General features: G+C 58.0%; 24 protein-coding genes. 9 read left to right on the top strand and 15 right to left on the bottom strand.

What is annotated here, in order from left to right:
* Positions 1-150: 150 nt before the first annotated feature.
* The 3 genes from JK232_RS11320 to JK232_RS11310 form a co-directional block, all read right to left on the bottom strand.
* Complete coding sequence (locus tag JK232_RS11320) at positions 151-465, bottom strand: ArsR/SmtB family transcription factor (RefSeq protein WP_072929427.1); 315 nt, start codon at positions 463-465, stop codon at positions 151-153.
* Positions 466-479: 14 nt separating this feature from the next.
* Positions 480-1,598, bottom strand: coding sequence for an alkene reductase (locus JK232_RS11315; protein WP_072929425.1), 1,119 nt, complete (start codon positions 1,596-1,598; stop codon positions 480-482).
* Positions 1,599-1,730: 132 nt separating this feature from the next.
* On the bottom strand, positions 1,731-2,567 hold the full coding sequence (locus tag JK232_RS11310; RefSeq protein WP_212589203.1) for an MBL fold metallo-hydrolase: 837 nt from the start codon (positions 2,565-2,567) through the stop codon (positions 1,731-1,733).
* Positions 2,568-2,723: 156 nt separating this feature from the next.
* Here JK232_RS11310 and JK232_RS11305 point away from each other — a divergent pair, with 156 nt between their 5' ends.
* Both JK232_RS11305 and JK232_RS11300 read left to right on the top strand, forming a co-directional pair.
* A complete protein-coding gene (locus tag JK232_RS11305) occupies positions 2,724-3,614 on the top strand; it encodes a LysR substrate-binding domain-containing protein (RefSeq protein ID WP_072929421.1) in 891 nt (296 codons plus the stop codon).
* Positions 3,615-3,872: 258 nt separating this feature from the next.
* Positions 3,873-4,355 (top strand): glutathione peroxidase, encoded by a 483-nt coding sequence (locus tag JK232_RS11300; protein WP_101834737.1) that lies wholly within the window; start codon positions 3,873-3,875, stop codon positions 4,353-4,355.
* A 271-nt stretch (positions 4,356-4,626) separates the two neighbouring features.
* Here JK232_RS11300 and JK232_RS11295 read toward each other — a convergent pair whose 3' ends face one another.
* From JK232_RS11295 to JK232_RS11285, 3 genes are all read right to left on the bottom strand, one after another.
* Positions 4,627-5,196: a DUF4142 domain-containing protein gene (locus tag JK232_RS11295; RefSeq protein WP_212589202.1), complete on the bottom strand. Its 570-nt coding sequence runs from the start codon at positions 5,194-5,196 to the stop codon at positions 4,627-4,629.
* A 262-nt stretch (positions 5,197-5,458) separates the two neighbouring features.
* A complete protein-coding gene (locus JK232_RS11290; RefSeq protein WP_101828125.1) occupies positions 5,459-6,361 on the bottom strand; it encodes a GNAT family N-acetyltransferase in 903 nt (300 codons plus the stop codon).
* Between the two features lie 129 nt (positions 6,362-6,490).
* Positions 6,491-7,321 (bottom strand): SDR family oxidoreductase, encoded by an 831-nt coding sequence (locus JK232_RS11285; protein WP_212589201.1) that lies wholly within the window; start codon positions 7,319-7,321, stop codon positions 6,491-6,493.
* A 100-nt stretch (positions 7,322-7,421) separates the two neighbouring features.
* On the opposite strand from JK232_RS11285, the gene JK232_RS11280 reads away from it, so the two are divergent.
* Positions 7,422-8,324: a LysR family transcriptional regulator gene (locus JK232_RS11280; RefSeq protein ID WP_101854557.1), complete on the top strand. Its 903-nt coding sequence runs from the start codon at positions 7,422-7,424 to the stop codon at positions 8,322-8,324.
* Between the two features lie 94 nt (positions 8,325-8,418).
* On the opposite strand, the gene JK232_RS11275 is transcribed toward JK232_RS11280, so the two are convergent.
* From JK232_RS11275 to JK232_RS11265, 3 genes are all read right to left on the bottom strand, one after another.
* Positions 8,419-9,315: a dihydrodipicolinate synthase family protein gene (locus JK232_RS11275; RefSeq protein WP_072929412.1), complete on the bottom strand. Its 897-nt coding sequence runs from the start codon at positions 9,313-9,315 to the stop codon at positions 8,419-8,421.
* A 57-nt stretch (positions 9,316-9,372) separates the two neighbouring features.
* The gene (gene rluF, locus JK232_RS11270) at positions 9,373-10,242 is read right to left on the bottom strand and encodes a 23S rRNA pseudouridine(2604) synthase RluF (RefSeq protein ID WP_072929410.1); all 870 of its coding nucleotides are present in this window, start codon (positions 10,240-10,242) and stop codon (positions 9,373-9,375) included.
* Positions 10,243-10,350: 108 nt separating this feature from the next.
* Entirely contained in the window at positions 10,351-10,926 is a 576-nt protein-coding gene (locus JK232_RS11265) for a CGNR zinc finger domain-containing protein (protein WP_212589200.1), read from the bottom strand.
* 175 nt (positions 10,927-11,101) lie between these two features.
* Between JK232_RS11265 and JK232_RS11260 the strand changes: the two genes are divergently transcribed.
* Positions 11,102-11,989: an alpha/beta fold hydrolase gene (locus JK232_RS11260; RefSeq protein ID WP_212589199.1), complete on the top strand. Its 888-nt coding sequence runs from the start codon at positions 11,102-11,104 to the stop codon at positions 11,987-11,989.
* A 102-nt stretch (positions 11,990-12,091) separates the two neighbouring features.
* Positions 12,092-13,084, top strand: a complete 993-nt coding sequence (locus JK232_RS11255) for an aldo/keto reductase (protein WP_241506106.1) — start codon at positions 12,092-12,094, stop codon at positions 13,082-13,084.
* 79 nt (positions 13,085-13,163) lie between these two features.
* Here JK232_RS11255 and JK232_RS11250 read toward each other — a convergent pair whose 3' ends face one another.
* On the bottom strand, positions 13,164-14,489 hold the full coding sequence (locus JK232_RS11250; RefSeq protein ID WP_212589198.1) for an MFS transporter: 1,326 nt from the start codon (positions 14,487-14,489) through the stop codon (positions 13,164-13,166).
* 360 nt (positions 14,490-14,849) lie between these two features.
* Positions 14,850-15,737, bottom strand: coding sequence for a LysR family transcriptional regulator (locus JK232_RS11245; protein WP_101828131.1), 888 nt, complete (start codon positions 15,735-15,737; stop codon positions 14,850-14,852).
* A gap of 106 nt (positions 15,738-15,843) precedes the next feature.
* On the opposite strand from JK232_RS11245, the gene JK232_RS11240 reads away from it, so the two are divergent.
* Positions 15,844-16,713, top strand: a complete 870-nt coding sequence (locus tag JK232_RS11240; RefSeq protein WP_101828132.1) for an SDR family oxidoreductase — start codon at positions 15,844-15,846, stop codon at positions 16,711-16,713.
* A gap of 101 nt (positions 16,714-16,814) precedes the next feature.
* Here JK232_RS11240 and JK232_RS11235 read toward each other — a convergent pair whose 3' ends face one another.
* Positions 16,815-17,234 (bottom strand): MarR family winged helix-turn-helix transcriptional regulator, encoded by a 420-nt coding sequence (locus JK232_RS11235; RefSeq protein WP_101828133.1) that lies wholly within the window; start codon positions 17,232-17,234, stop codon positions 16,815-16,817.
* 246 nt (positions 17,235-17,480) lie between these two features.
* Here JK232_RS11235 and JK232_RS11230 point away from each other — a divergent pair, with 246 nt between their 5' ends.
* Entirely contained in the window at positions 17,481-18,908 is a 1,428-nt protein-coding gene (locus JK232_RS11230; protein WP_101828134.1) for a non-oxidative hydroxyarylic acid decarboxylases subunit C, read from the top strand.
* Between the two features lie 10 nt (positions 18,909-18,918).
* Positions 18,919-19,152, top strand: coding sequence for a non-oxidative hydroxyarylic acid decarboxylases subunit D (locus JK232_RS11225; RefSeq protein WP_072929392.1), 234 nt, complete (start codon positions 18,919-18,921; stop codon positions 19,150-19,152).
* A gap of 36 nt (positions 19,153-19,188) precedes the next feature.
* Here JK232_RS11225 and JK232_RS11220 read toward each other — a convergent pair whose 3' ends face one another.
* On the bottom strand, positions 19,189-20,136 hold the full coding sequence (locus JK232_RS11220) for an alpha/beta fold hydrolase (RefSeq protein ID WP_212589197.1): 948 nt from the start codon (positions 20,134-20,136) through the stop codon (positions 19,189-19,191).
* A gap of 51 nt (positions 20,137-20,187) precedes the next feature.
* On the bottom strand, positions 20,188-20,796 hold the full coding sequence (locus JK232_RS11215; protein WP_079205256.1) for a TetR/AcrR family transcriptional regulator: 609 nt from the start codon (positions 20,794-20,796) through the stop codon (positions 20,188-20,190).
* Between the two features lie 266 nt (positions 20,797-21,062).
* On the opposite strand from JK232_RS11215, the gene JK232_RS11210 reads away from it, so the two are divergent.
* Positions 21,063-21,701, top strand: a complete 639-nt coding sequence (locus JK232_RS11210; RefSeq protein WP_072929386.1) for a LysE family translocator — start codon at positions 21,063-21,065, stop codon at positions 21,699-21,701.
* Here JK232_RS11210 and JK232_RS11205 read toward each other — a convergent pair.
* Entirely contained in the window at positions 21,694-22,485 is a 792-nt protein-coding gene (locus JK232_RS11205; protein ID WP_101828136.1) for a helix-turn-helix transcriptional regulator, read from the bottom strand. The genes JK232_RS11210 and JK232_RS11205 overlap by 8 nt on opposite strands.
* Between the last annotated feature and the right edge of the window lie 15 nt (positions 22,486-22,500).

Genomic DNA, 22,500 nt, shown 5'->3' with positions numbered 1-22,500 from the left:
ACTGTGCCTTTTAGCATTCACTTAAGAAGTGAAAAGAGACATGTCCGCTTTTCGCTCAACGCGGACGTTTATTTTCAGCGCGCACGAGTGATACGCACAAGAACGTCCTGCCAGTGGGCGGGTGGCTTACAGGGTGGCTATAAAACAGGATCACAATTCCTGCAGAGACTGGAGGATCGTCTCGTTCATTTCGCGCACGGCCTGGTCGCGCCGGCGATAGTAGGTCCATTTGCCTACTTTGCTGGCTTCAAGCAGCCCGGCATCATGCAGCGCTTTGAGACACAGCGAGGTGGCGGGCTGTGACAGCCCCGCCTTGTCCTGGATAAGACTGGCACACACACCGTACTGTTCGAAAGGGTAGAGCTGAGAATAGCCAGCAAAAGCTTCATCAGGGGCTCTAAGCCATTTCAGCACCGCAACCCGCGTAGGGTTGGACAGTAATTTAATGGCGTTTTCTGGTGACATGCCATCTCCAGGTGTCAGGAAGAGTAAAAAGGATAATCAGTATAACCTTTTCGGGTCCCGCCATACAGCGAGGCTGTCTCTACTTTATTCAGCGGGTAGCCCGCGTTAAAACGCGCAGGTAAATCCGGATTAGCGATAAACGTGCGCCCAAAGCCGAACAGATCTCCCCAGCCCTTTTCCAGCATACGTTCGGCTTTTTCCAGGGTATAGCGGCCAGAATACATAATCGGTGAACGGAAGGTTTCCCGAAGCGCAATACGAAAACTCTCCGGCATATCCGGGCTATTATCCCAGTCAGCTTCGGCGATTGACAGATAACCCACGCCGAGTTCGTTCAGGAGCTGCGCTGCACGGATGTAGGTGGCATGCGGATCGCTCTCAACCAGCCCCAGATAGACGCGCTCTTCATCCGTACTCGAAAACAGGGGAGCAAAGCGCACACCGACGCGGTGACTCCCGAATACGGCGCTGACTGCCTCAGTCACTTCACGCAGGAAGCGCAGGCGGTTATCAAGTGAGCCGCCATATTCATCGCTACGGAAGTTAGTGTGTTCAGAGATAAACTGATTGATCAGATAACCGTTGGCTGAATGAAGCTCAACACCGTCAAAGCCCGCTTTTTTTGCGTTCTCCGCAGCGGTACGGTACATCACCACAATCTCTTTCACTTCCGCCGTTGTCAGTTCGCGCGGCGTGCTGGGTGCAGTCAGGATGCCGGCACCGGGCCCGGTTTCAATAAATACCCTGACACCGGTAGCGGTAACCGGGGAGGGTGCCACGGGGGATTGCTTTTCCGGCTGAAGTTCGGTGTGGGAAACCCGGCCGACGTGCCAGAGCTGACAGAAAATGGTGCCGCCCTCTTCATGAACCGCATCGGTGACTTTTTTCCACCCTGCGATTTGCGCTTCGCTGTGTATACCGGGCGTCCAGGCATATCCCTGGCCGCGGGGTTCAATCTGCGTGCCTTCGGTGATCATAAAGCCGGCGCTGGCGCGCTGGCGGTAATAATCCACCATCATTTCCCCAGGGATGTTGCCGGGCTGCTCACTGCGGCAACGGGTCAGCGGCGGCAGGGCAATACGGTTACGCAGCGGGTAACCACCCAACTGCAGGGGAGCAAAAAGCGACGACATAAGTAAAATCCTTCGATAAATAAGAGGGGGCATTATATTTAAAGATTTAAATATGTAAATGTTTAGTTTGTGCTGTTTTCCACGCAGCCCCGGCGTGTGTGCTTCCCCCTCGCCGCCATCCGCTGGTCAGCCTTATGGATAAACCACCCTGTAACCGTTCTCAGCCCTGAGAAGGCGGGCAAACCCGGCATGATTAAGATGCATTCCCGCAATAAGCAGTTTTTCCCTGACAGCCTGTTCAAGGAATTTTTGCCGTGTTTCTCTGGCCTGAACGAGATCCACATCAAATGCAATGCCCACAGACGGGCAGGCTGACTGGACATGGGGAAAATGAACGAGATCGCCCCATATCATCAGGCTCTGGTCACCTGAATCAATGCGGAAGCCCATATGCCCAGGCGTATGGCCCGGCAGCCATACAGGGCGAATCCCCGGCGTTATCTCTCTCTCACCAGCCAAACGTATCTTTCCGGCATAGGCGTTTAAGACCTTACGCGCCAGAATGAAATTACGTTTGCCGCGCTCGTTGGCGCTTTGCTGTTTTTCATCATCCAGCCAGTGTTCAACTTCAAGCGGATGAAGATAAAGCTCAGCCTTTTTATAGACAGGCCCTCCGCGTTCATCCAGCAAGCCGCCAATATGATCGGGATGGCCGTGCGTCAATAATATTGTGTCAATCTCATCAGGGTGGATGCCAAGCATCTCTTGTTTTTCCCGGAGTTGCCCGCCTACGTGGTTATGCCCACCTGCGCCGGCATCTATCAGGATAGTGCGTCCACACCCACGGATGAGGTAACAGTTGATATGGATGTGTCCATAATTCGCTATCCCGGCGCTGCGCTGGAGACTTTCAGCTTCAGCGACCTGAATGCCTGACAGTAAATCCAGGGTTGCTTCCATTGTGCCATCGCTCAGCGCGATGACCTCATAACTGCCGACCTGACAGGACGGAAAAAGAGCTGATTGCATACATACCCTTAAAGAGTGAAAACGAGCGATAACGTGGAGGATGACTTTTCATCATGCTAAACAAGGTATTCCTCTGTTAAAATCGATATTATTTCACTGCTTAGTGATATTTTGTCACTGAGAATAAGGCCTGCACAGGCATTCAAGGCTGCTATCATGCCCATGAAAATCCCCAGTAGCCGCGCTCTGCTTGTCTTTGAGGCCGCAGCAAAGCACGGTAATTTCGCCCGCGCTGCGCAGGAATTGTCACTGACTGAGGGAGCAGTCAGCCGGCAGATAGCACGCCTTGAAACCATGCTGAATTGCAGGCTGTTTGATCGTACCGGCAGTCGCGTTAAGCTCAATCCGATTGGCGCCCGCTACGCACAACAGATACGCGAAACGCTTGAACGGCTCGAAAGGGATACCCAATCCATCATGGGTATGCCGGAAGGCAGTACCAATCTGGATATCGCCGCACTGCCGACGTTTTCATGCCGCTGGCTGATCCCCCGCCTGCCCGGCTTTTACCTTCAGCACCCTGATATCACAGTGAACATTGCCGCCAGAACCGATCCTTTTATTCTTGCCGGCAGTGGCTTTGACGCAGTGGTGCATTTTGATCATCCTGCATGGGCAGGCATGCATATGCAGTTTCTTTTCCAGGAAACGCTATTGCCCATCTGTCATCCAGCACTGGTTGAGAACAAAACAGATAACGCGGAATTAAATGCGCTTCCAAGGATCCACCGTCGCCAGAATCCGCAGGCATGGCAACACTATGCGCAGGAAACCGGGATCGTGCTTGATAAGCCGGCGCAGGGCATTCGCTATGATCTCCATGAAATGTCGATTGCCGCTGCGCTGTCAGGGCAAGGCGTCGCAATGGTGCCGCGCATGTATGTAGAAAGGGAATTAAATAACGGTGAGCTTGTTGCACCCTGGCCTGAAGCCACATCATTAAGCAAAAGGTTTTTTTTAATTAAACCGGCCGAAACAAGCATTAATAACGCGGCGCTGCACGCCTTTGAGCGCTGGCTATTGGCAGAGATTAAGCAAGAAACATAACCTCGCCGGTACTGATAAACGCTACCCCCGGCTCCATGTGCAGCCGTAACACCTCTTCCAGGCCACCCGCCACCCGAAGAGGGGGGCGTTAAGGCCCATCAATGCCCGCTTGCCGCTCAAAGCGGACATGGCACCCGCCCCAGGCGGTTCTGTGCCGGAGTGGGCATCGATCATAGAAAATGTGCCATTCTGAGCGCCCGGCACGTATCCTGCCTGACATAATGACCCTGCGATGTGCGTACTTCTGAGGATGCCGACATGACCGCTTTTCATCAACTGACAGCCACCAGCCTGCGTGGCCAGCTCATCCCAATGGCCGACTACGCCGGCAAGCTGGTTATCGTGGTGAATACCGCCAGCCATTGTGGATTCACGCCACAATACGCAGGCCTTGAATCGCTCTACCAGAAATACGCTGAAAAGGGGCTGGTGGTGCTTGGTTTTCCCTGCAACCAGTTCGGTAAGCAGGAACCCGGCGGTGCTGATGACATCGCGCAGACCTGCCACATCAACTACGGTGTGAGCTTCCCGATGTTCGGGAAAGTGGAGGTTAACGGCAGCTCAACGCACCCGGTGTTTCGTTACCTGAAAGCCGAGTTGCCCGGCGTACTGGGCAGGCGGATCACCTGGAACTTTACCAAGTTTCTGATCGGACGGGACGGTAAACCACTCAGGCGTTTTGCCCCGATCACCACCCCGGAGAAAATGGAAGCCGCCATCCTTACGGCACTTCAACGCTAAGCGTTTCCCGGCACTGTTTGCGCCATGCAGCCTGCCGAACGGCGGCTCAGCGTGAATGCCGGGTCAACATGTTGAATGAGTGTCAGCTTGCGACTGCACATGGGCGAACATCGGGCGGCACTTTGGCATGAAGGGCCGTACCCGTACGTCAACCCTGACAACAATGACACTCCTGTCATGACATTCTGCAACACGTCGAACAAAGGGCGGTCCCTGCCACAGGACCGTCAGCCCCCGGATAACCTGTTCACTGGCTTGCCGGCATAGCGGGTTACATCGACATCTGCTGGGCGGATTTCAGGTGCTGTTCAACCACCGGCGTATGCGCCTCGGCCAGGGCTTTCACATCCGGGTCCGTGATGTTTTTGGCGTCACTCTGTAGTTTCGACAGCACCATCTCGTGGTCTTTAGTGCCGGCGTTTTCCATGTACATCTTGTCAAATGCGCTGCCGCTTTGCGCTTCCAGCTTGGTGGCCATGGCTTTGTGCTCGGCGTCCGGCTCAGTCGGCAGTGCGATGCCTTTTTGCTGGGCGACCGTCTGTACTTTGGTCAAGGCATTGCCGTGGTCTTCAATCATCTTCTGGGCGAATGCTTTAACGTCACTGCTCTGGGCTTTACTCAGCGCGATCTTGGCGGCGGCGATTTCGTTAATATTGGCCTGTGCCATGTCCTTCACCGCTTTTTCATCTCCGGCGCTGAGTTTGGCACCCGATGCGGCCTGGCCTGCGGCACTGGTCTGCGCGGCGCTTGCCGGCGCCTGGGCTTGCACTGCGGCAGTGCTGAACATTGCGGCGACTGCCGATGCGACGAGCAGCCCTTTCAAGGTTTGGCTCTTTTGCATGTTGTTCTCCTGATGGTCATGGGGAGGGTAGGGGTCAGGTCATTAACCGTGCGCAACCTTGCAGGCAAATGACAACGGCACTATTCAGTATAGATGAACAATCCGGGGCGGCAGGAATGGCGGCAGCGGGAGGCTGAAGCTGACGTGATAGATGCCCTGAACGCTGAGAATGACAAAAAAAGGCCTGAGCAAACCCAGATCAGAACAGCGCGTTTTTACCGGCGGGGGCGTCATTCAACATGACGTTATCGGTAAGAGGGTTTCACGGCCGAGGTAATGCCCCTTTTTGGGCTTTTTCAAAGCCCTGTTTGTTTATCCTCATTGGCGTCACCGGCATACCATAAAAATCAAACGCCTCTCCGGTAATGTCCCCGCCAAGCTGGGTAATAATCCTGACCGTTGTATCCCGGGCTTCGATGATTATCTCGTTATTGTGCTGGAAGCATTCTTTTAACGAGGTGAGGGCTAACCGTTTGCCTATCCCCATGCCTCTGTATTCCGGCTCAACGGCAAAACGCCCCCAGTGGCACTGATCATTTTCCTGCCAGCAGGCTACGGCGCCCAGCAGATATTCTCCCGAACGCGCTACCCACCATTTGCCTGCGTATTCTTCAGGGATGCTGATGAGATGGTCAGGAATTTTCTGTTCATCAAAAAAGGTTTCACGTAAAAGACGGTCAACCTCTGAACGTTGGTTTTCCCGCAAACGCTCAATCAGGATCCTCTCCGGATTACGCGCACAGTTGCGGCGGAATGCCCCTTTACGGAACGTGCTTAAGCCTTTAACAAGGGCTTCTGCTTCATTATTTTCCATGTGCACATTGATAAAGCTCAGGTCTTTATCGGCTATGCTATTGGCTTTTGATAATGTTGCCTGGCCTGCCGTTGTGATTCGGAAGTGTTTAACCCGTTTGTCTTTTGATATAAAAAGCGACTCAACATAATCCTTCTCTATCAAAGCCGTTAACATCCGGCTTAGCGAGGCTTTATCGATAGTTAACTGAATTTGAAGCTCATTGAATGACGTTATTCCGTTTTTGAACAAATAGGTGAGAAGATGAGCCTGCGTCAATGACAGTCCCGTCCCAAAACAGTTTTTATCAAGTAACCCCAGCTCTCTGACGAGATAGCGTAATTCAGCCCGGATGTCATGAATATAAGACATAAATTCCCTTATTGTTGATACTATCAATTTTTTATTTAACATGGGGTCGCAATGTTGTCAATAATATTGGTTGATAGTATCAACAAAGTTGAATAACGGGTCTCCTGTGGCGGTGAAGCCTGTCTCTGCCTACATCTTTTGGCGATCTGCGCCGTAGGCCACGGCTTTCAGTGCGTGCAGCGCGTCCAGGCGCATCTGCAATGCCGCGTCAATATTGTCATAGGCGGTGCTGCCGAGCGGCAGGCGTAACGGGGGGCCGGCAGCATCAGCCGCGGTGATTATCGCCGTAACGCATTTTTGCGCATCCCCCTTAATCGCAAACTCACCGCTCATCAGCACTGCCCGCAGTTTTCCTGCTGCCGTCTCATGGTACACGGGTAAGGCATCAGCGATATCCAGCCCCGCACCAAACTGCGTCGCCGTCGGCCCCGGCTCTACCAGCAAGAAGTCGATGCCGAACGCCGCCACTTCCTGCCGCACCGCTTCGACAAAACCTTCTATGCCCCATTTAGTGGCGTGATACACACTGAAACCGGGGTAAGCGATCTGGCCCCCTTCCGAGGAAACCTGCACGATACGGCCGCCGCCCTGTTGCCGCATAAACGGAATCACTGCGCGAATCAGCTGGATTGAGCCGGTGAGATTGGTCGCGATCTGCCGTTCAATCTGCCTGTCGTCCAGTTCTTCCGCTGCGCCAAACAGCCCATAAGCCGCGTTGCTCACCACCACATCAATGCGCCCCGCCTGAGCAAATGCCGCTTCAACGAGGGGCCTGATGGTGGCCGTCTTGCTGATATCAAGCACCACCACCTGCAAATTATCACCGTATTGCACGCGCATATCCTCTAATGCCGCTTCACGCCGGACACTTGCCACGACCCGATCGCCACGGGCCAGCAGGTTTTCACACATCAGGCGGCCCAGTCCGCTGGATGCGCCGGTAATCAGCCAGGTTTTCATGATTTTCATCTCCGTTTAGTGAACTGACGTTCAGCTTAAAACAAATGATTGATGGCATAATCTCCCCAAACCGGCATGAGATGGTGTGAAATATTCAACAATGAAACGCCCTTCCTGGAACGAATTACTGGCAGTAAAAACAGTGGCCGACCAGCGCAGTTTTCGCCGCGCTGCCGATGTGCTCGGGCTGAAACGTTCAACGCTCAGCCATACGATCAAAGGGCTGGAGACGGCGCTTGGCGTGCGGCTTTTCCACCGGACAACCCGAAGCGTGGCATTGACCGAAACCGGCGAAATGCTGATTGAACGCCTGGCACCGCTGCTCACCCAGATGGATGAGCTGCTGAACGACGTGACCGCCAGCGACCATCAGCCCTATGGGACACTGCGCATCAGCGCCAGTGATGCCGCGATCAGCCTGCTGCTGGAAGCCATATTGCCGGCATTCATCCAGAAATATCCGGGGATTGAAATGGATGTCGTCGCGCAAGGCCAGTTGGTGGATATTGTGGAGCAGGGGTTTGATGCAGGCATACGGCTGTTTGAAGATGTGCCTAAAGATATGGTGGCCGTTTCCCTGAGCGGGCCGTTGCGCTTTGTTACGGTGGCCTCGCCTGATTACCTGGCCTCGCGGCCTGAAATTCAGCATCCACAGGATGTCATGCAGCACACCTGCTTACGGCAGCGCCTGCCGGGCGGGAAACGTTACCATTGGGAATACCAGCAGGATGAGCAACAGTTTGCCCTGGATGTTCCGGGCAGCCTGACCCTTAACAGCAGCGCGTTAATGGTTGAGGCGGCTGTTGCCGGGATGGGCCTGGCCTATGTGCCGGAGCGCTATGCCCGGCCGTGGCTGTCAACCCAACAACTGGTAACGTTGTTAGACGACTGGACGATAGCGTCACAAGGTATGGCGCTCTACTTCCCGCAGAATCGTCATATGCCCGTCGCGTTACGGCTGTTTATTGATACGGTAAACGCGACCCTGCGCCCCCGCCATTGAGTTACCGGCCCTGGTCATAAAATCACACGGGTGAAAAGGGATACCAGGCCCTGACAGGGGGCCGCTTTGTGCCGGAAGCGGACAGCAGGGCGGGCTAACGCAACCCAAGTGCCTCAATCACCGCGGCGATCTCCGTGCAATCCTGGGCAGAGAGCGGCTTCAGCGGGCGCGGTAAGCAGGTGGGGCTAACCAGCCCCAGCACCCCTGCCGCTGCGGCCATTACGCGGAGGCTGCCGCCGTGGCGGCGGAACAGCGCCCACAGCGGTGCCAGGCGCTCAGTGAGGGCAGTAACCTGGGCCTTGTCACCACGGGCAGCGGCGTCGGTGATGGCTTTTGCCGTCTGGGGGAACAGCCCGCCACACACCGAGTACCAGACCTCGCAGCCCGCGTTCAGCCCCAGGCCCGCAAAGGCATCCCCGCTGATCCCGAGGGTCACCGTGGCCGGGATCTTTTCGCGCAGTTGCTGTACGCGGGCGTTGGCCGCGGCCGCTTCCGCAGGCACGCCGGGGATCTTGATGGAGCCAATCCGCGGCAGTGCGGCGATGCGGCCGTGCAGCTCATCAGAGAAGGTGAAATGGGTGGTGCCGGGGTTGTCATAAACGCAGACCGGCACGGAAACATGGCGCGATACGGTGTCAAACAGCCCGTAAACCTCCTCCTCCGTCAGCGTCTGATAAGACATCGCCGGCAACAGCAGGCCATCCGCCCCGGCGTGCTGGGCATCATCCGCCAGATCCAACACCTGGCGGGTGCTGACCGCCCCGATAGAGACCATCATCGGGATCGTCCCAGCCTGCGCTTTCGCCAGCGCCGCTACCCGTTTGCGCTGTTCACGGGTCAGGTAGGCGTAGCTCCCGGTTGAGCCGAGCACGCCCAGTGAATCCACCCCCGCGCTGACCAGGCGTTCCAGAAGGCGCTGGAACCCGGCATCGTCGATGTCGCCGTCCGGTGTGAACGGCGTCAGGGGGAAGGCACTTAATCCGTTGAACATGGCAAACTCCTTCTTTTTTCGGGTGCTTTTTTCGTGCGATGGAAAAGCGGGCGCGGGTCAGCGCCCTTTTTTCTTGCGGCCGGGCTGGGTAAAGCGCTTGCGCCCGGCCGGTGCGCCGCCGGATTTGTCCGCGCTTTTCGGCGCGCTGCCGGCGGGCTTTTTCACCTGCGGTTTGGCCTGCGCTTTTTTCGCCGGTTTATCTTCGGAGGTGGAGTTTTCAAGCAATTTGAAAAGGTCGATCAGCTCATCGTCGGTCAGGTCACGCCATTCGCCCTGCGGCAGCCCTTTCAGGCTGATGTTCATGATGCGCGTACGTTCCAGCTTGGTGACTTCATAGCCAAAGTGCTGGCACATACGGCGGATCTGGCGGTTAAGCCCCTGCACCAGCGTGATGCGGAACACAAACGGTGCCTCTTTTTTCACTTTGCACTTTTTGGTGACCGTGCCGAGCATCGGCACCCCGGCGCCCATCCCGCGGATAAACTCGTCGGTGACCGGCTTATTTACCGTGACCACATACTCTTTTTCGTGATCGTTACCGGCTCGCAGGATTTTATTGACCAGGTCGCCGTGGTTGGTCAGCAGGATCAGCCCTTGTGAGTCTTTATCCAGCCGCCCGATAGGGAACACGCGTTTGCTGTGGTTCACAAAATCAACAATGTTGTCCTGCTCACCCTCTTCGGTGGTGCTGACGATCCCTACCGGTTTATTCAGCGCGATCAACACCAGATCTTCTTCATTGCGCGCTTCAATCAGCCGGCCGTTCACTTTCACCACATCCCCGGCCGAGACCTGATCGCCAATCGTTGCGCGTTTGCCGTTAATAAAAACCAGCCCTTGTTCAATGTAACGGTCGGCTTCGCGACGGGAGCAGATACCGCTCTCGCTGATGTATTTGTTAAGACGGGTGGTTGAATGGCTCAGCATGGTTCCTCCAAAAAAAACGGACTATACCCTACGCCCGGCAGGTTGCGAAGCCTGGCCGCGGGAAATCCGCGCAGGCGGCTGAAGCGCATACAGGCCGCGGCCGTCCGGCTATTTTTGCTGCTGCCGGAAGCGGGCCACTTTGGCGCGGTTGCCGCACAACGCCATGCTGCACCAGCGGCGGCGGTGCGCTTTGGTTTTATCGTAAAACCACAGCGTGCATTCCGGATGCTCGCACTCCCGCACCCGCGCAAAATCCCCTTCTGCCAGCAAAGAGGCCGCCCGTTCCGCCACCGGCCCCAGCAGCGCGGCCGGTGTCTGTTCCGGATAGACGCGCGTGATGTGCAGCGCGCCGTCTTCCCCGGTGATTAACTGGTTGCAGCCCCCGGCCGCCGCCAGCGCGCGGTTCAGCGGCGTGACGTCCGGCGTGCGGCCGGCTTTTTTCTGCGCCACCAGCACCCGGAGGGTGTCACGCAACTGCCGTGCCTGATGCAGCAGCCCGCCGGGGGCACCTGCCGCCGCGTGGCCTGCTGCCAGCCCGGCCTGCACCAGCCAGCGAAGGACATCCTCATCGGATTGCCAGGCGTCATGGGGTTCTCCCCCGGCTTGCGCCACGCTGTTGATGAAATCAAGCGCCGGGTGGTCGGCCAGAAAAAGCGGGCCGGTGGGGGTGGAGTGAAGAGACATCAGATTCCTCAGGCAGTGTTAACGTCATCTGACTGTAACCGATAAACAGCAGGATGAACAGTTACGCTCGGCAAGTTGTAACCATTACAAATAACATTGACAGGTTACAAGATCCCGCCATACTGAAAATGTAACCTGTAAAACGCATTTTAACCGTTACAACCCGGAGCCACTTATGACCATGTCCCCTGATTTCCCTGTGCGTTACCTGTTTGCTGAGGCCGATGGCGTGCGGGTGTTTTACCGCGAAGCCGGTGACCCGGCTAACCCCACGCTGTTGCTGCTGCACGGCTACCCCAGTTCCTCGCACCAGTTCCGGCAATTGATCCCGCTGCTGGCAGACCGTTTCCATCTGGTTGCCCCCGATCTGCCCGGCTTCGGTTTTACCGACGTCCCGGCCGCACGCCATTATCATTACCGGTTCGACACCCTGGCACAGACGCTCACGGCGTTTGTGGATGTGCTGGGGCTGACGCGCTATGCGCTGTACGTGTTTGATTACGGTGCGCCGGTGGGGTTGCGGCTGGCGCTGAACTACCCGGAGCGGGTGAGCGGGCTTATCTCGCAGAACGTCAACGCCTACCTGGAAGGGCTGGGTGAGGCGTGGGCGCCGGTGCGCGCCTACTGGGACGATCCTTCGGCGGAAAACCGGCAAACGGTCAGCGACGCGATGCTGACCCTGGAAAGCACGACATGGCAGTACCTGCATGGCGTGAAAGACCCCGCCAGTGTGGCCCCGGAGGGGTATTACCTGGATACGCTGCTGATGGAACGCCCCGGCAACAAAGAGATTCAGCTGGATCTGTGCCTGGATTACGCCAACAACCTGACGCGCTACCCCGACTTCCAGGCGTTTTTCCGCCAGGCCCAACTGCCTACGCTGGTCATCTGGGGCGAGCACGATCCGTTCTTTATCCCGCCGGGCGCGCACGCCTATCAACGGGACAACCCCAATGCGGTGGTGGAACTGCTGGACACCGGCCACTTTGCGCTGGAAACCCATGTGTATCATATCGCTGCCCGCATCCGGGACGTGATCGGCAGCGCGATCACAAACTCGTGAACAGGAATCCACAATACGCCGTAATCCGCTATGGTGTGTGAGGGGCAAAAAAACACGCCGCCTCACACCGGGCCGGGTTGCGGCCATTATTGGGGAGAATGAGTGTTGAAACAGAGAACCTTCGGCAAAACCGCACGCAGTGTGTCGGAAGTCGGCTTTGGGGCCTGGGCAATAGGCGGCACCTGGGGCGACGTCTCCCATGAGGATGCCAAACAGGCGCTGAATGCCGCGCTGGATGCCGGGATCACCTTTATCGATACCGCGGATGTCTACGGCGATGGCCGCTCAGAGAAGATCATCGCGGAAGTGCTGCGGGAGCGGGGAGGGGCGGCACCGTTTATCGCCACCAAACTCGGGCGGCGGCTCGACCCGCATGTGGCCGCAGGCTACAACAACGCACAGCGCCTCAACGAGTTTGTGGATCGCTCACGTGAAAACCTGGGTATCGAGACGCTGGATCTGGTGCAACTCCACTGCCCGCCGACAGAGGTCTACTACCAGCCGGAGGTGTTCGGCATCATGGATGAGATGGTCGCCGCCGGGAAAATCCGCGCTTATGGCGTCTCGGTGGAGAAAATAGAGGAGGGGCTGAAGGCGATTGAGTTCCCGAACGTCTCTTCGGTACAGATTATTTATAACCTGTTCCGCCAGCGCCCGGCGGAGTTGTTCTTCCGCGAGGCACAGCGGCGCAACGTCGCCATCATTGCACGGGTGCCGCTGGCTTCCGGCCTGCTGACCGGCAAAATGCGCGCTGACACCGCCTTCGCTGCGGATGACCACCGCGCCTTTAACCGCAACGGCGACGCTTTCGATAAAGGCGAAACCTTCTCCGGCGTGCCGTTTGAGGTGGCGCTGGAGGCGGTGGAGGCTGTCCGCCGCTATGTGCCGGGTGACGCCACAATGGCGGAATTTGCCCTGCGCTGGATCCTGATGGAGCAGGCGGTGACGGTGGTGATCCCCGGCGCGAAAAACGCCCAACAGGCCGGGACCAATGCCCGCGCCAGTGCACTCCCGGCGCTGGATGACGCGACCATGGCGGCCCTGCGCGAAATCTACCAGACGCAAATCGCCCCCTGGGTGCATCAGCGCTGGTAAGCCGCGCCGCTGTCACACGGCGGGCGCACTCCCGGTATGTCCGGGGCGCGCCCGCGTTATGCCTTTCAGGGGCCGGCGATCAGCCCCGGCGTTTCACGTCCTGAACCTGCACGGCGGGGCGGTGTTTTACCCGGCTTGCGCAGGCTATCGCCAGGAGGGAAATCGCCACTGTGGCAAGCAGATACCACGCCACCGGTGCCCAGTCCCCGTCATATTTTGCCAGCAGCCCGGTCGCGATAAGGGGCGCGGTGCCGCCTGCCAGCGCCGCACCCAACTGGTAACCGAGCGTAATGCCGGTATAGCGGACATTGGCACTGAAGATTTCAGAGCAGAGCGTACCGAGCACCGCCGTCACCGGCGCCCAGAGAATGCCGAAGGCAATCACCGTCGCCAGGACGATCCCCCAGGTGGTGCCGGTGTCGAGCAGCATAAACCAGGGCACGATAAACAGGCCGAGCACAAACACACTGACCGCATACATCCGCCGGCGGCCCACTTTATCGGACAGCAGCCCCATCAGCGGGATCATGAACGTCGCCACCAGCGCCCCCAGGGTGACCGCCTCCAGCGCCTGCGATTTTTGGTAGGTGAGGGTGGTGGTGGCATAACTCACGACAAAGGTTGAGAAAATATAGAATGGCGCGGTTTCCACCACTTTCAGCCCGGCGGCAATCAGCACTTCACGCCAGTGGTGTTTGAAGGTATCGCGCAGGGGCGCTTTGGCGACGTGGCCCGACTGTTTGATTTTCTTAAAGTCCGGGGTTTCATCAATCCCTTTACGGATCCACAGCCCCAGCAGAACCAGCACGGCACTCAACAGGAAAGGAATGCGCCAGCCCCAGGAGAGGAACGCCTCTTCGCTGAACAGGGTCATCAGCGAGACGATGAAGGTGGCCATCAGCATCCCGATGGTCACGCCCGCCTGCGGGATGCTGCCGAAAAAGCCTTTGCGCTTCTCAGGTGCATACTCATAGGCCAGCAACAGCGCGCCGCCCCATTCACCGCCGATACCGATCCCCTGGATTATCCGCATCAGGATCAGCAGGGCGGGCGCCCACATGCCGATCATCTCATAAGTGGGCAACAACCCGATCATCACGGTGGCACCGCCCATCAATGACAGCGTCAGCACCAGCGTTTTCTTACGGCCAATCCGGTCGCCGATATGGGCAAAGATCACCCCGCCGATAGGGCGGATAAAGAACGTCAGGGAGAAGGAGAGATAGGAGAGGATAAGCCCGAGAACCGGGTCGACCATCGGGAAGAAAATCTTGTTAAACACCAGCGCTGCGGCGGTGCCGTACAGGAAATAATCGAACCATTCGATCGAGCTGCCCGTCAGGCTGGCAATTAATACTTTCTTATTTTTTCGTAGAACCGCCGTGCTGCTTTCTTGGTGTGTCATGACCTTTTCCCCGCCGCAATGATAAGTGAGCAGGTGTCACCCGGCATGTTTCAGGTGCAACCTGTAAGATAAAAAAAGGTTGTTAATTTGTGAAGCAACTTAGGGGGTCTGGTTATTTTTGACAAGCCGACGCGGCCGCAAACTGGTCAGATCACGCTTAAATTACCAGCAACTTTTGCTTTGGAAGGGGGGTTATACGGAGAAAGATTTTGTATACCGCTTTACCGGCAGAATAATATGCAGGTGCAACCGCATGATTTTTGGATGTTTCTGGTTATTTCAAATTAATGACAAAAAGGATGCCGCCGGCCACACTCTTCGTGGAGGGCAGCGGGGCAGGGCGGAAGGCCGGTAAACGCGTCATTCAATGAACCGGGCAAGCTCTTCAGAGGTGCCGTTGGGGAAACTTTTTTTCAGGTAGGCAAGGAAAGCTGACACCCGCGCACTCAATAACCGGCGTGAAGGGTAGAGTATCCAGAGCGCTGCTGCCGGCCCCGCGATGTCACCCCATTTCACCAGCCGCCCGGATGCCAGGTCGTTAAACACCAGAGACAGCGGCAGGCAGGCAACGCCCGCATTCAGCCTGACGGCATCGCGCACCATGATCATCGATGAAAGCGACAGCACCGGCGTCACGGCCAGGGGGGTTGGCCCCTGCGGCGTGATGATCTCCCAGTGGGATGGCGGCCCGACCGGCCCGCGGATCACCACCGGCACAGGCTCCCCCTCCGCAGGCCGCGCCTGCCTGGGGCCGGCCACCACCACCTGCCGGTCATGCAGGAAAGTCCGGCCGATCAGGGTGGCATCCTCTTTGGGGTTGACCCGGATCACCAGGTCGTACCCCTCTTCGATCATATCGATTTCACGGTCTTCGGTGGTCACTTCCAGTTGTACCCCAGGGTAGTCCCGCATAAAGCCTGCGGCGAGTTTCCCCATCGCCACCTGCGCAAACAGCAGGGGCGCACTGATCCGCAACCGGCCCCGCGGGGTACTGCCGCCGGAGGCTATCGCCGAGGCGGCTTCCTCAAGCTCGGTCAGCAACTGCCCCGTCCGCCCGTACAGCGCCCGGCCCTCTTCCGTCAGCCGGAGCGTGCGCCCGCGCTCAAACAGCCGCACGCCCAGGCTGGCCTCTAATTCTGCGACGCGCCGTGACAGGGTCGCCTTGGGGCGCCCGGTGGCACGGGCCGCTTTACCAAACCCGCCATGCCGGGCGACGAGGTTGAAATCATTCAGTGCCGGAAGGTCCATCTGTTCCACCTGTGAGACGTGATGTCTAACTATAGCGGCTATTCGCCTGTTTTTGGATCAGGGATACTCAGGGCGTCGATAGAGACAAACCTTCTGGAGAAATGCCATGACTATCCTCGTAACAGGTGCAACAGGCCGCGTCGGCCGCCATGTGGTTGAACAGCTGATCAAACGCGGCGCGGCTGTCCGGGTACTGACCCGCGACCCCGCGAAAGCCCGCTTCCCGGCAGGGGTGGACGTCGTGCAGGGGGACCTGCTGGACATCACCGCGCTGCGTACCGCCTTCACGGGCGTCAGCGCGCTGTTTCTGCTTAATGCGGTCACGGGGGACGAATTCACCCAGGCGATCATCACCCTGAACATCGCGCATGAATGCGGCGTCCGGCGGGTCGTTTACCTCTCGGTGCTGCATGCCGATCGTTTCGTGAATGTGCCCCACTTTGCGGTAAAAGCCGGTGCGGAGCGGATGCTCGCGCAAATGGGGTTCAGCGCCACCGTGCTGCGCCCGGCCTACTACATGGATAACGAGCAGATGATCAAGGACGTCATCCTCCGGCACGGTGTCTACCCGATGCCCATCGGCATGAAAGGCGTGGCGATGGTGGATGTCCGCGACATCGCGGAGGTCGCGGCGATTGCGCTGACCCGGCGTGCAGAGGCGCAGGGCGAACTTCCCTCTGAGGTCATTAACCTGGTGGGGCCGGATACCCTGACGGGGCCGGGCGTGGCCGCGATCTGGGCTGCGTTGCTGGGCCGTCCGGTGGCCTATGGCGGCGATGACCCCAGCGGGTTTGAACAGAACCTGGCGACGTTTATGCCGCCGTGGATGGCCTATGAGATGCGCCTGATGGCCGGACGCTACGTCAGTGACGGGATGGTCCCGGAGGCGGGCGACGTCACGCGCCTGACCAGCCTGCTGGGCCGCCCGCTGCACAGCTACCGCGAGTATGCCGCCGGCATGGTGTCGGCGGGGTGAGCTGTCAGGGATGCGGCCCGTCAGCGCCATACCGCCGGGCCGCGGGCCGGCGACGTGCCGGTCACGTCTGCCGCGGTGGGGATCATGCGCGTGGCGCGGCGTTACCTTTTTTCCGCCAGCAGGGTCTGCAGCAGCGTGACCAACTCCTGTTGCTGTGATGTGTTAAGCCGGGTAAGAAAGGCCGCATCCACCGCGTCCGCCACCGGGCGCGCCTGCTCAAGTACGGCAGCCCCTTTTGGCGTCAGGGTAATCAGGCGGCGACGCCGGTCAGTCTCCCCCGGCGCGCGGTTGACCAGCCCTTTTTTCTCCATCCTGACCAGCAGCTCGGCCAGCGTGGCTTTGGTCATCAGCGCATCCCCCATTAATTCCATCTGCTCAATCGCCGGTTTTTCCGCCACCGCACACAGCACCGAATATTGCTGCTTGGTCAGCTCAGGCAGGGATTTTTGCCATAGCGCGGTATGCTCCTGAAAAAGCTGCCGCATCAGGTGAAAGGGGATATTGCCAAGGTGATTTTTCATGTAGGGATACCGGTGCCGGCCTGTAAAAGCGCAAGAATACCCTATTCCGCCAGCCCACCGGAACTACCACGCCCGATACCCGTTTAAACATTCGTGCACGAACTTTTTTAGCGGCCTGATATTGTCAGCGGCGCAATTCGGCGTTAGGTTATTTATATAGTTCGCACACGAACATATTGGCTACACGGTTCCGCACGCGTTGCGCGTGCCCCTTTCATCGCCATGCGCCAGACAGGAGGTATCACCATGGCATTTGATGATTTACGCAGTTTTCTCAAGGCACTGGACGAGCAAGGGCAGTTGTTGCATATCGATGAAGAAGTCAACGCCGAGCCGGACATCGCCGCCGCCGCCAACGCTACCGGCCGCATTGGTGAAGGGGCTCCGGCCCTCTCGTTTACCCGCATCAAAGGGTTTCATCATGCCCATGTGGTGATGAACACGCTCGGCTCGTGGCAAAACCATGCGATTGCGCTTGGTCTGCCGCCCAATACGCCGGTGAAACAGCAGGTGGATGAGTTCATTCGCCGCTGGGATCATTTCCCCGTTGCGCCTGAGCGCCGCGACAACCCCGGCTGGGCAGAAAACAGCGTAGACGGCGAGGAGATTAACCTGTTCGACATCCTGCCGCTGTTCCGGCTTAACGACGGCGACGGCGGGTTTTATCTGGATAAGGCCTGTGTGGTGTCCCGCGACCCGCTGGACCCTGACCATTTCGGCAAGCAGAACGTCGGCATTTACCGCATGGAGGTCAAAGGCAAACGCAAACTTGGCCTGCAACCGGTACCGATGCATGACATCGCGCTGCACCTGCATAAAGCGGAAGAGCGGGGCGAGGATTTGCCAATCGCCATTACGCTCGGCAACGACCCAATCATTACCCTGATGGGTGCCACGCCGCTGAAATATGATCAGTCAGAATATGAGATGGCCGGTGCGTTGCGTGAAAGTGCCTATCCGATCGCCACGGCACCGCTGACCGGCTTCGACGTGCCCTGGGGGTCAGAGGTGATTCTGGAAGGGGTGATCGAAGGGCGCAAGCGTGAAATTGAAGGCCCCTTTGGTGAATTTACCGGCCATTATTCCGGCGGCCGCAATATGACGGTGGTGCGCATCGATAAGGTTTCCTACCGCACCAAACCGATTTTTGAGTCGCTCTACCTCGGTATGCCCTGGACGGAGATCGACTACCTGATTGGCCCAGCCACGTGTGTGCCGCTCTACCAGCAGCTGAAAGCGGAATTCCCTGAAGTGCAGGCGGTGAATGCGATGTACACGCATGGCCTGCTGGCGATTATCTCCACCAAAAAACGTTATGGCGGCTTCGCGCGCGCCGTGGGGTTACGCGCGATGACCACCCCGCATGGGCTGGGCTACGTGAAAATGGTGATCATGGTGGATGAGGATGTCGACCCGTTCGACCTGCCGCAGGTGATGTGGGCGCTCTCTTCCAAAGTGAACCCCGCCGGCGACCTGGTGCAGTTGCCCAATATGTCGGTACTGGAACTTGACCCCGGCTCCAGCCCGGCAGGGATTACCGACAAACTGATTATTGATGCCACTACGCCTGTTTCACCGGATAACCGCGGCCACTACAGCCAGCCGGTCAAAGATCTTCCCGAAACCGCGCAGTGGGCAGAGAAACTCACCGCCATGCTGGCTAACCGCAAATAAGGAGACGCAGATGATTTGCCCCCGCTGTGCCGATGCGCACATTGACACCTTGGCCACCTCGCCGGTTAACCATGTCTGGACGGTGTACCAATGCCAACGCTGCCTCTATACCTGGCGCGACACCGAACCGGCCCGCCGCACAGAGCGCGAACACTATCCCGAGGCCTTCCGCATGACCCAGCAAGACATCGATGACGCGCCGGAAGTGCCTGCCATCCCGCCGCTGCTGGCCCCCCGCGGGTAATGCCGGGGGGAACGGGGAGGCTGCCCCAGCCTGGGCTTAGCTACCTGGGCTGACGCCAACAGCCTGCCCACTCTGTACCGGCCGGAAAAACCGGGCCAGCGCTTCCGCCAGGGCCTCAGGTTGCTCATCCGGGATGAAATGGCCGCTGTGGCTGATCGTGATGCCGGTAACGTCATCCGCAAACCGGCGCAGCGGCACGGCCATATCAGGAATGGAGCCCTGATCGGCGCTGACGGCAAGCAGCGGCAGCGTCAGTTTGCCCTGTTCGCACAGTGCCCGGTTTTGCGCCGCGGAGACGCTCACCTCCCGGTAGGGGGCCAGCCCGGCCCGCAGTGCGCCGTTCTGTTTTAACAACCGCACATACTCTGCCATATCGGCATCACTGAAGGCCATGGGGCTTGCGGTTTTGCGCCGCAGGAACCAGTCCAGATAAATCTCTTCCCGCCCCGTGATTAATGCTTCGGGCAGATCCGGCAATAAATGGAACGCGAAATGCCAGGTTTTCCAGGCGTTGTCCGGGGTGGCCGGCAACGCGTCGGGCAGGGTAATGCCTGGGATGCCTGCATCAAGCAGCGCCAGTTTGATGACCTGCGGGCTATAACGCAGGGCATACGGCCAGGCCACCCAGGCACCCACATCATGGGCTGCGAGATAGTAGCGCCCCCTCTCCAGTGTGTGCATCAGCCCCTGCACTTTCGCGGCCAGGGCAAGGGTGTCGTAACCGGATTGCGGCTTGTCAGAGTCGCCCTGGCCGGGCAGGTCTGGCGCAATGATGTGGTAACGATCGGCCAGCCGGGCCATCACTTTATGCCAGGCGTACCCACTTTGCGGGAAGCCTGCCAGCAGCAGCAAGGTTTCACCCTGCGGGTTGCCGCCTCTGACGTAGTGCAGGCGGACACCCTCTACCGTCGCGTAATAATGGGCAAAACCAGGCAGGCCGGCCACCGGTTGTGACCAGGGTTGTGTAATGACTGGGTCAGACATGTAAACCTCCAATAATTAGGAAATGGTCATTTCCTTATTGAGCAAAAAATTTTACCCGAGCAGGGTGAGGGCAGTGGCGATCAGCTGTTCGTGTGCCGGCAATTCCCCGGTTTTCCCTGCCACACGCATACCCAGTACCAGGCACAGCAGCACGCCGCTCAGTGCGTTCGCATCATGGCGCGGATTCACCGATCCATCCTGCCGGCCCTGTTCAATCAGGTGCTGGAGAGAGTGCAGGTTACGTGTCAGGGCAGCCTGCACCAGCGCTGAAAGTTCGGCATCCAGGTGCTGTAATTCGACGGCACTGCCGACCACCAGGCAGCCGCGCCGCCCTTCGATACCGCTGGCAGACTCCAGGTAGAAGCGCAGCAGTTCGGCAATTTTTGCCCGGCCGTCAGGCTGATGTGCCAGCCGCTCGCTGAGCGCCTTATTGCGCAGCGAGGTATAACGCGCGAAGACTTGCAGGAACAGGCCGCGTTTGTCATGGAACGCTTTGTAGATACTGCCCACCGTGAGCTGCATGGCCGCACTCAGATCGCTGACCGAGGCACCGTGATAACCCTTTTCACGGAACACCAGCATGGCAAGGTCCAGCGCGGTCTCGCGATCAAATTCTCGTGGGCGGCCACGTTCACGTGTTCCAGAATGTTTTTCAGGCATGATGTTCATTATTTAGGAAACGATCGATTCCTAAATACTTACACAGAGTGGCCAAAATGAAAAGGGGGCGTTTCAGGCTGAAGGCAGAAGAAAGGTTGAAAACGACACCGCAAAACCGCCGGTGAGCCGACCGCAATTCTTTCCAATACCACGGGGGGGCGAGATGGTTTATTGAAAGCCTGGTTACCCACAAAGGAAGGACACCGCATGTTTACTCCGCTTTTTTGGCCTGTCACCGGCTTATCTCATCTTAACGGTGTCATCCTATGATGCCGTTCTCAAATGGTTTTTTGCTGAGCCTGTCGCTGTGCCTGGATATTGGGATTGCCAATATTGCCATGATCACGCTTGCCATGCAGCGGGGGTATTTCTATGGGTTCTGGCTGGGGATCGGCACGTGCGTCGGTGATTTGGCCTATGCATTACTGGCGTTGGCGGGGATGGCCGTACTGTTGCAGTACGAGGCTGTGCGGTGGATGCTGTGGGTAGGCGGGGGCGCGCTGCTGGTGTGGTTCGCGGTCAAAATGATCGTCGCGGCGTTCCAAAAAGCCGCTGAGCTGACGATAAACGAACCGCATCATTCCCGCTCATTGTTCCGTGAGTTCGGGCGCGGGATATTTCTCGCCATGTCATCGCCCAGCGCCATCCTGTGGTTTGCCACGGCAGGCGGGGCCCTCATCTCGCGGATGGGGCAGCACAGCATCACGGCGTCGTCCTGGTTTCTGAGCGGCTTTTTCTTTGCCGGCGTGTGCTGGACTTGCGTGATATGCCTGGCAGGCAGCGTTGGCGGTAAGTTTCTGGGGCCACGCTTACTTCACTATTCGTATATCGCGTCAGCGGTGATCTTCAGCTACTTTGCCGTTTACGTGATTGTGTCCGGGTACCGGGAATTCATTATCACCTGATCTGCGATGCGTAGTGGTGGGGCGTCGTCCCCATCACTTTACGAAACGCGTTGATAAAGTGGCTCTGGTCATAAAATCCCAGTGACATCGCGGCATCCAGGGGATGAACCTGATTGCGCAGCAGGATGCGCGCTTTATGCAGGCGCAGTTGCATATGGTATTGCAGCGGCGGCATTCCCGTATGCTGTGTGAACCGGCGGACAAAATGATATTTACTCAGGCCCGCCACCTCGGCCAGCCTGTCAAGTTGGGGCTTAACGCTGAGGTTTTCGCGTAAATAGTCAATGACCCATTGGATCCTGTTTTCTTCATCGCGGGTTAACACCGCCTGCGGCTCCAGGAGTTCACCGCAGAGCAACACCAGCTCCTGCTCCTGGCTGCCGCCCGCCTCCTCACGCGCCGAGTCAGCAAAACGGCAGAGTGCGCCAAACAGCCGCGGATCGTTAAGAATCCCTTCCCGCAACACCGGGGCTTCATGGCCGCTCTGCATATTGTGTTCGGCTGCCAGGGTTTTCAACAGACACTGAGGCAGATGCACGCTGACAAACTCCACGCGCTCGCTGCCAAAGTGTGAAGCCTGGATCGTGGCGGGGTTATATAAGGTGACCTGGCCACTTTTCACATACCCGGTGTGGCCCGAGAACCAGATTTCCTCCGTGCCGGTGAGGTTGGCGCTGATCACGTACTCATCATGCAGATGCCGGGGAAAGCCGGAATCACAGGCAATTACCCTGGAACACTCGATTCCGTTTTGACTGAACCACTCTGCCGAATGCAGCATCACTCCCGTCCCAGGCAT

This window comes from Nissabacter archeti (genome assembly GCF_018257325.1).
GTDB classification, from domain to species: Bacteria; Pseudomonadota; Gammaproteobacteria; order Enterobacterales; family Enterobacteriaceae; genus Chimaeribacter; species Chimaeribacter arupi.
Note: the sequence above shows the minus strand (reverse complement) of the source record. Positions and strands in the feature narration are given on the sequence as shown.

Coding starts and splice junctions, on each gene's coding strand:
- JK232_RS11235 (WP_101828133.1), bottom strand. CDS start 17,234: ATGAAAAATCACCTTGGCAATATCCCCTTTCACCTGATGCGGCAGCTT.
- JK232_RS11320 (WP_072929427.1), bottom strand. CDS start 465: ATGTCACCAGAAAACGCCATTAAATTACTGTCCAACCCTACGCGGGTT.
- JK232_RS11315 (WP_072929425.1), bottom strand. CDS start 1,598: ATGTCGTCGCTTTTTGCTCCCCTGCAGTTGGGTGGTTACCCGCTGCGT.
- JK232_RS11280 (WP_101854557.1), top strand. CDS start 7,422: ATGAAACGCCCTTCCTGGAACGAATTACTGGCAGTAAAAACAGTGGCC.
- JK232_RS11230 (WP_101828134.1), top strand. CDS start 17,481: ATGGCATTTGATGATTTACGCAGTTTTCTCAAGGCACTGGACGAGCAA.
- JK232_RS11300 (WP_101834737.1), top strand. CDS start 3,873: ATGACCGCTTTTCATCAACTGACAGCCACCAGCCTGCGTGGCCAGCTC.
- JK232_RS11215 (WP_079205256.1), bottom strand. CDS start 20,796: ATGCCTGAAAAACATTCTGGAACACGTGAACGTGGCCGCCCACGAGAA.
- rluF (WP_072929410.1), bottom strand. CDS start 10,242: ATGCTGAGCCATTCAACCACCCGTCTTAACAAATACATCAGCGAGAGC.
- JK232_RS11290 (WP_101828125.1), bottom strand. CDS start 6,361: ATGTCTTATATTCATGACATCCGGGCTGAATTACGCTATCTCGTCAGA.
- JK232_RS11220 (WP_212589197.1), bottom strand. CDS start 20,136: ATGTCTGACCCAGTCATTACACAACCCTGGTCACAACCGGTGGCCGGC.
- JK232_RS11265 (WP_212589200.1), bottom strand. CDS start 10,926: ATGTCTCTTCACTCCACCCCCACCGGCCCGCTTTTTCTGGCCGACCAC.
- JK232_RS11240 (WP_101828132.1), top strand. CDS start 15,844: ATGACTATCCTCGTAACAGGTGCAACAGGCCGCGTCGGCCGCCATGTG.
- JK232_RS11305 (WP_072929421.1), top strand. CDS start 2,724: ATGCCCATGAAAATCCCCAGTAGCCGCGCTCTGCTTGTCTTTGAGGCC.
- JK232_RS11210 (WP_072929386.1), top strand. CDS start 21,063: ATGATGCCGTTCTCAAATGGTTTTTTGCTGAGCCTGTCGCTGTGCCTG.
- JK232_RS11250 (WP_212589198.1), bottom strand. CDS start 14,489: ATGACACACCAAGAAAGCAGCACGGCGGTTCTACGAAAAAATAAGAAA.
- JK232_RS11245 (WP_101828131.1), bottom strand. CDS start 15,737: ATGGACCTTCCGGCACTGAATGATTTCAACCTCGTCGCCCGGCATGGC.
- JK232_RS11285 (WP_212589201.1), bottom strand. CDS start 7,321: ATGAAAACCTGGCTGATTACCGGCGCATCCAGCGGACTGGGCCGCCTG.
- JK232_RS11225 (WP_072929392.1), top strand. CDS start 18,919: ATGATTTGCCCCCGCTGTGCCGATGCGCACATTGACACCTTGGCCACC.
- JK232_RS11260 (WP_212589199.1), top strand. CDS start 11,102: ATGACCATGTCCCCTGATTTCCCTGTGCGTTACCTGTTTGCTGAGGCC.
- JK232_RS11310 (WP_212589203.1), bottom strand. CDS start 2,567: ATGCAATCAGCTCTTTTTCCGTCCTGTCAGGTCGGCAGTTATGAGGTC.
- JK232_RS11275 (WP_072929412.1), bottom strand. CDS start 9,315: ATGTTCAACGGATTAAGTGCCTTCCCCCTGACGCCGTTCACACCGGAC.
- JK232_RS11295 (WP_212589202.1), bottom strand. CDS start 5,196: ATGCAAAAGAGCCAAACCTTGAAAGGGCTGCTCGTCGCATCGGCAGTC.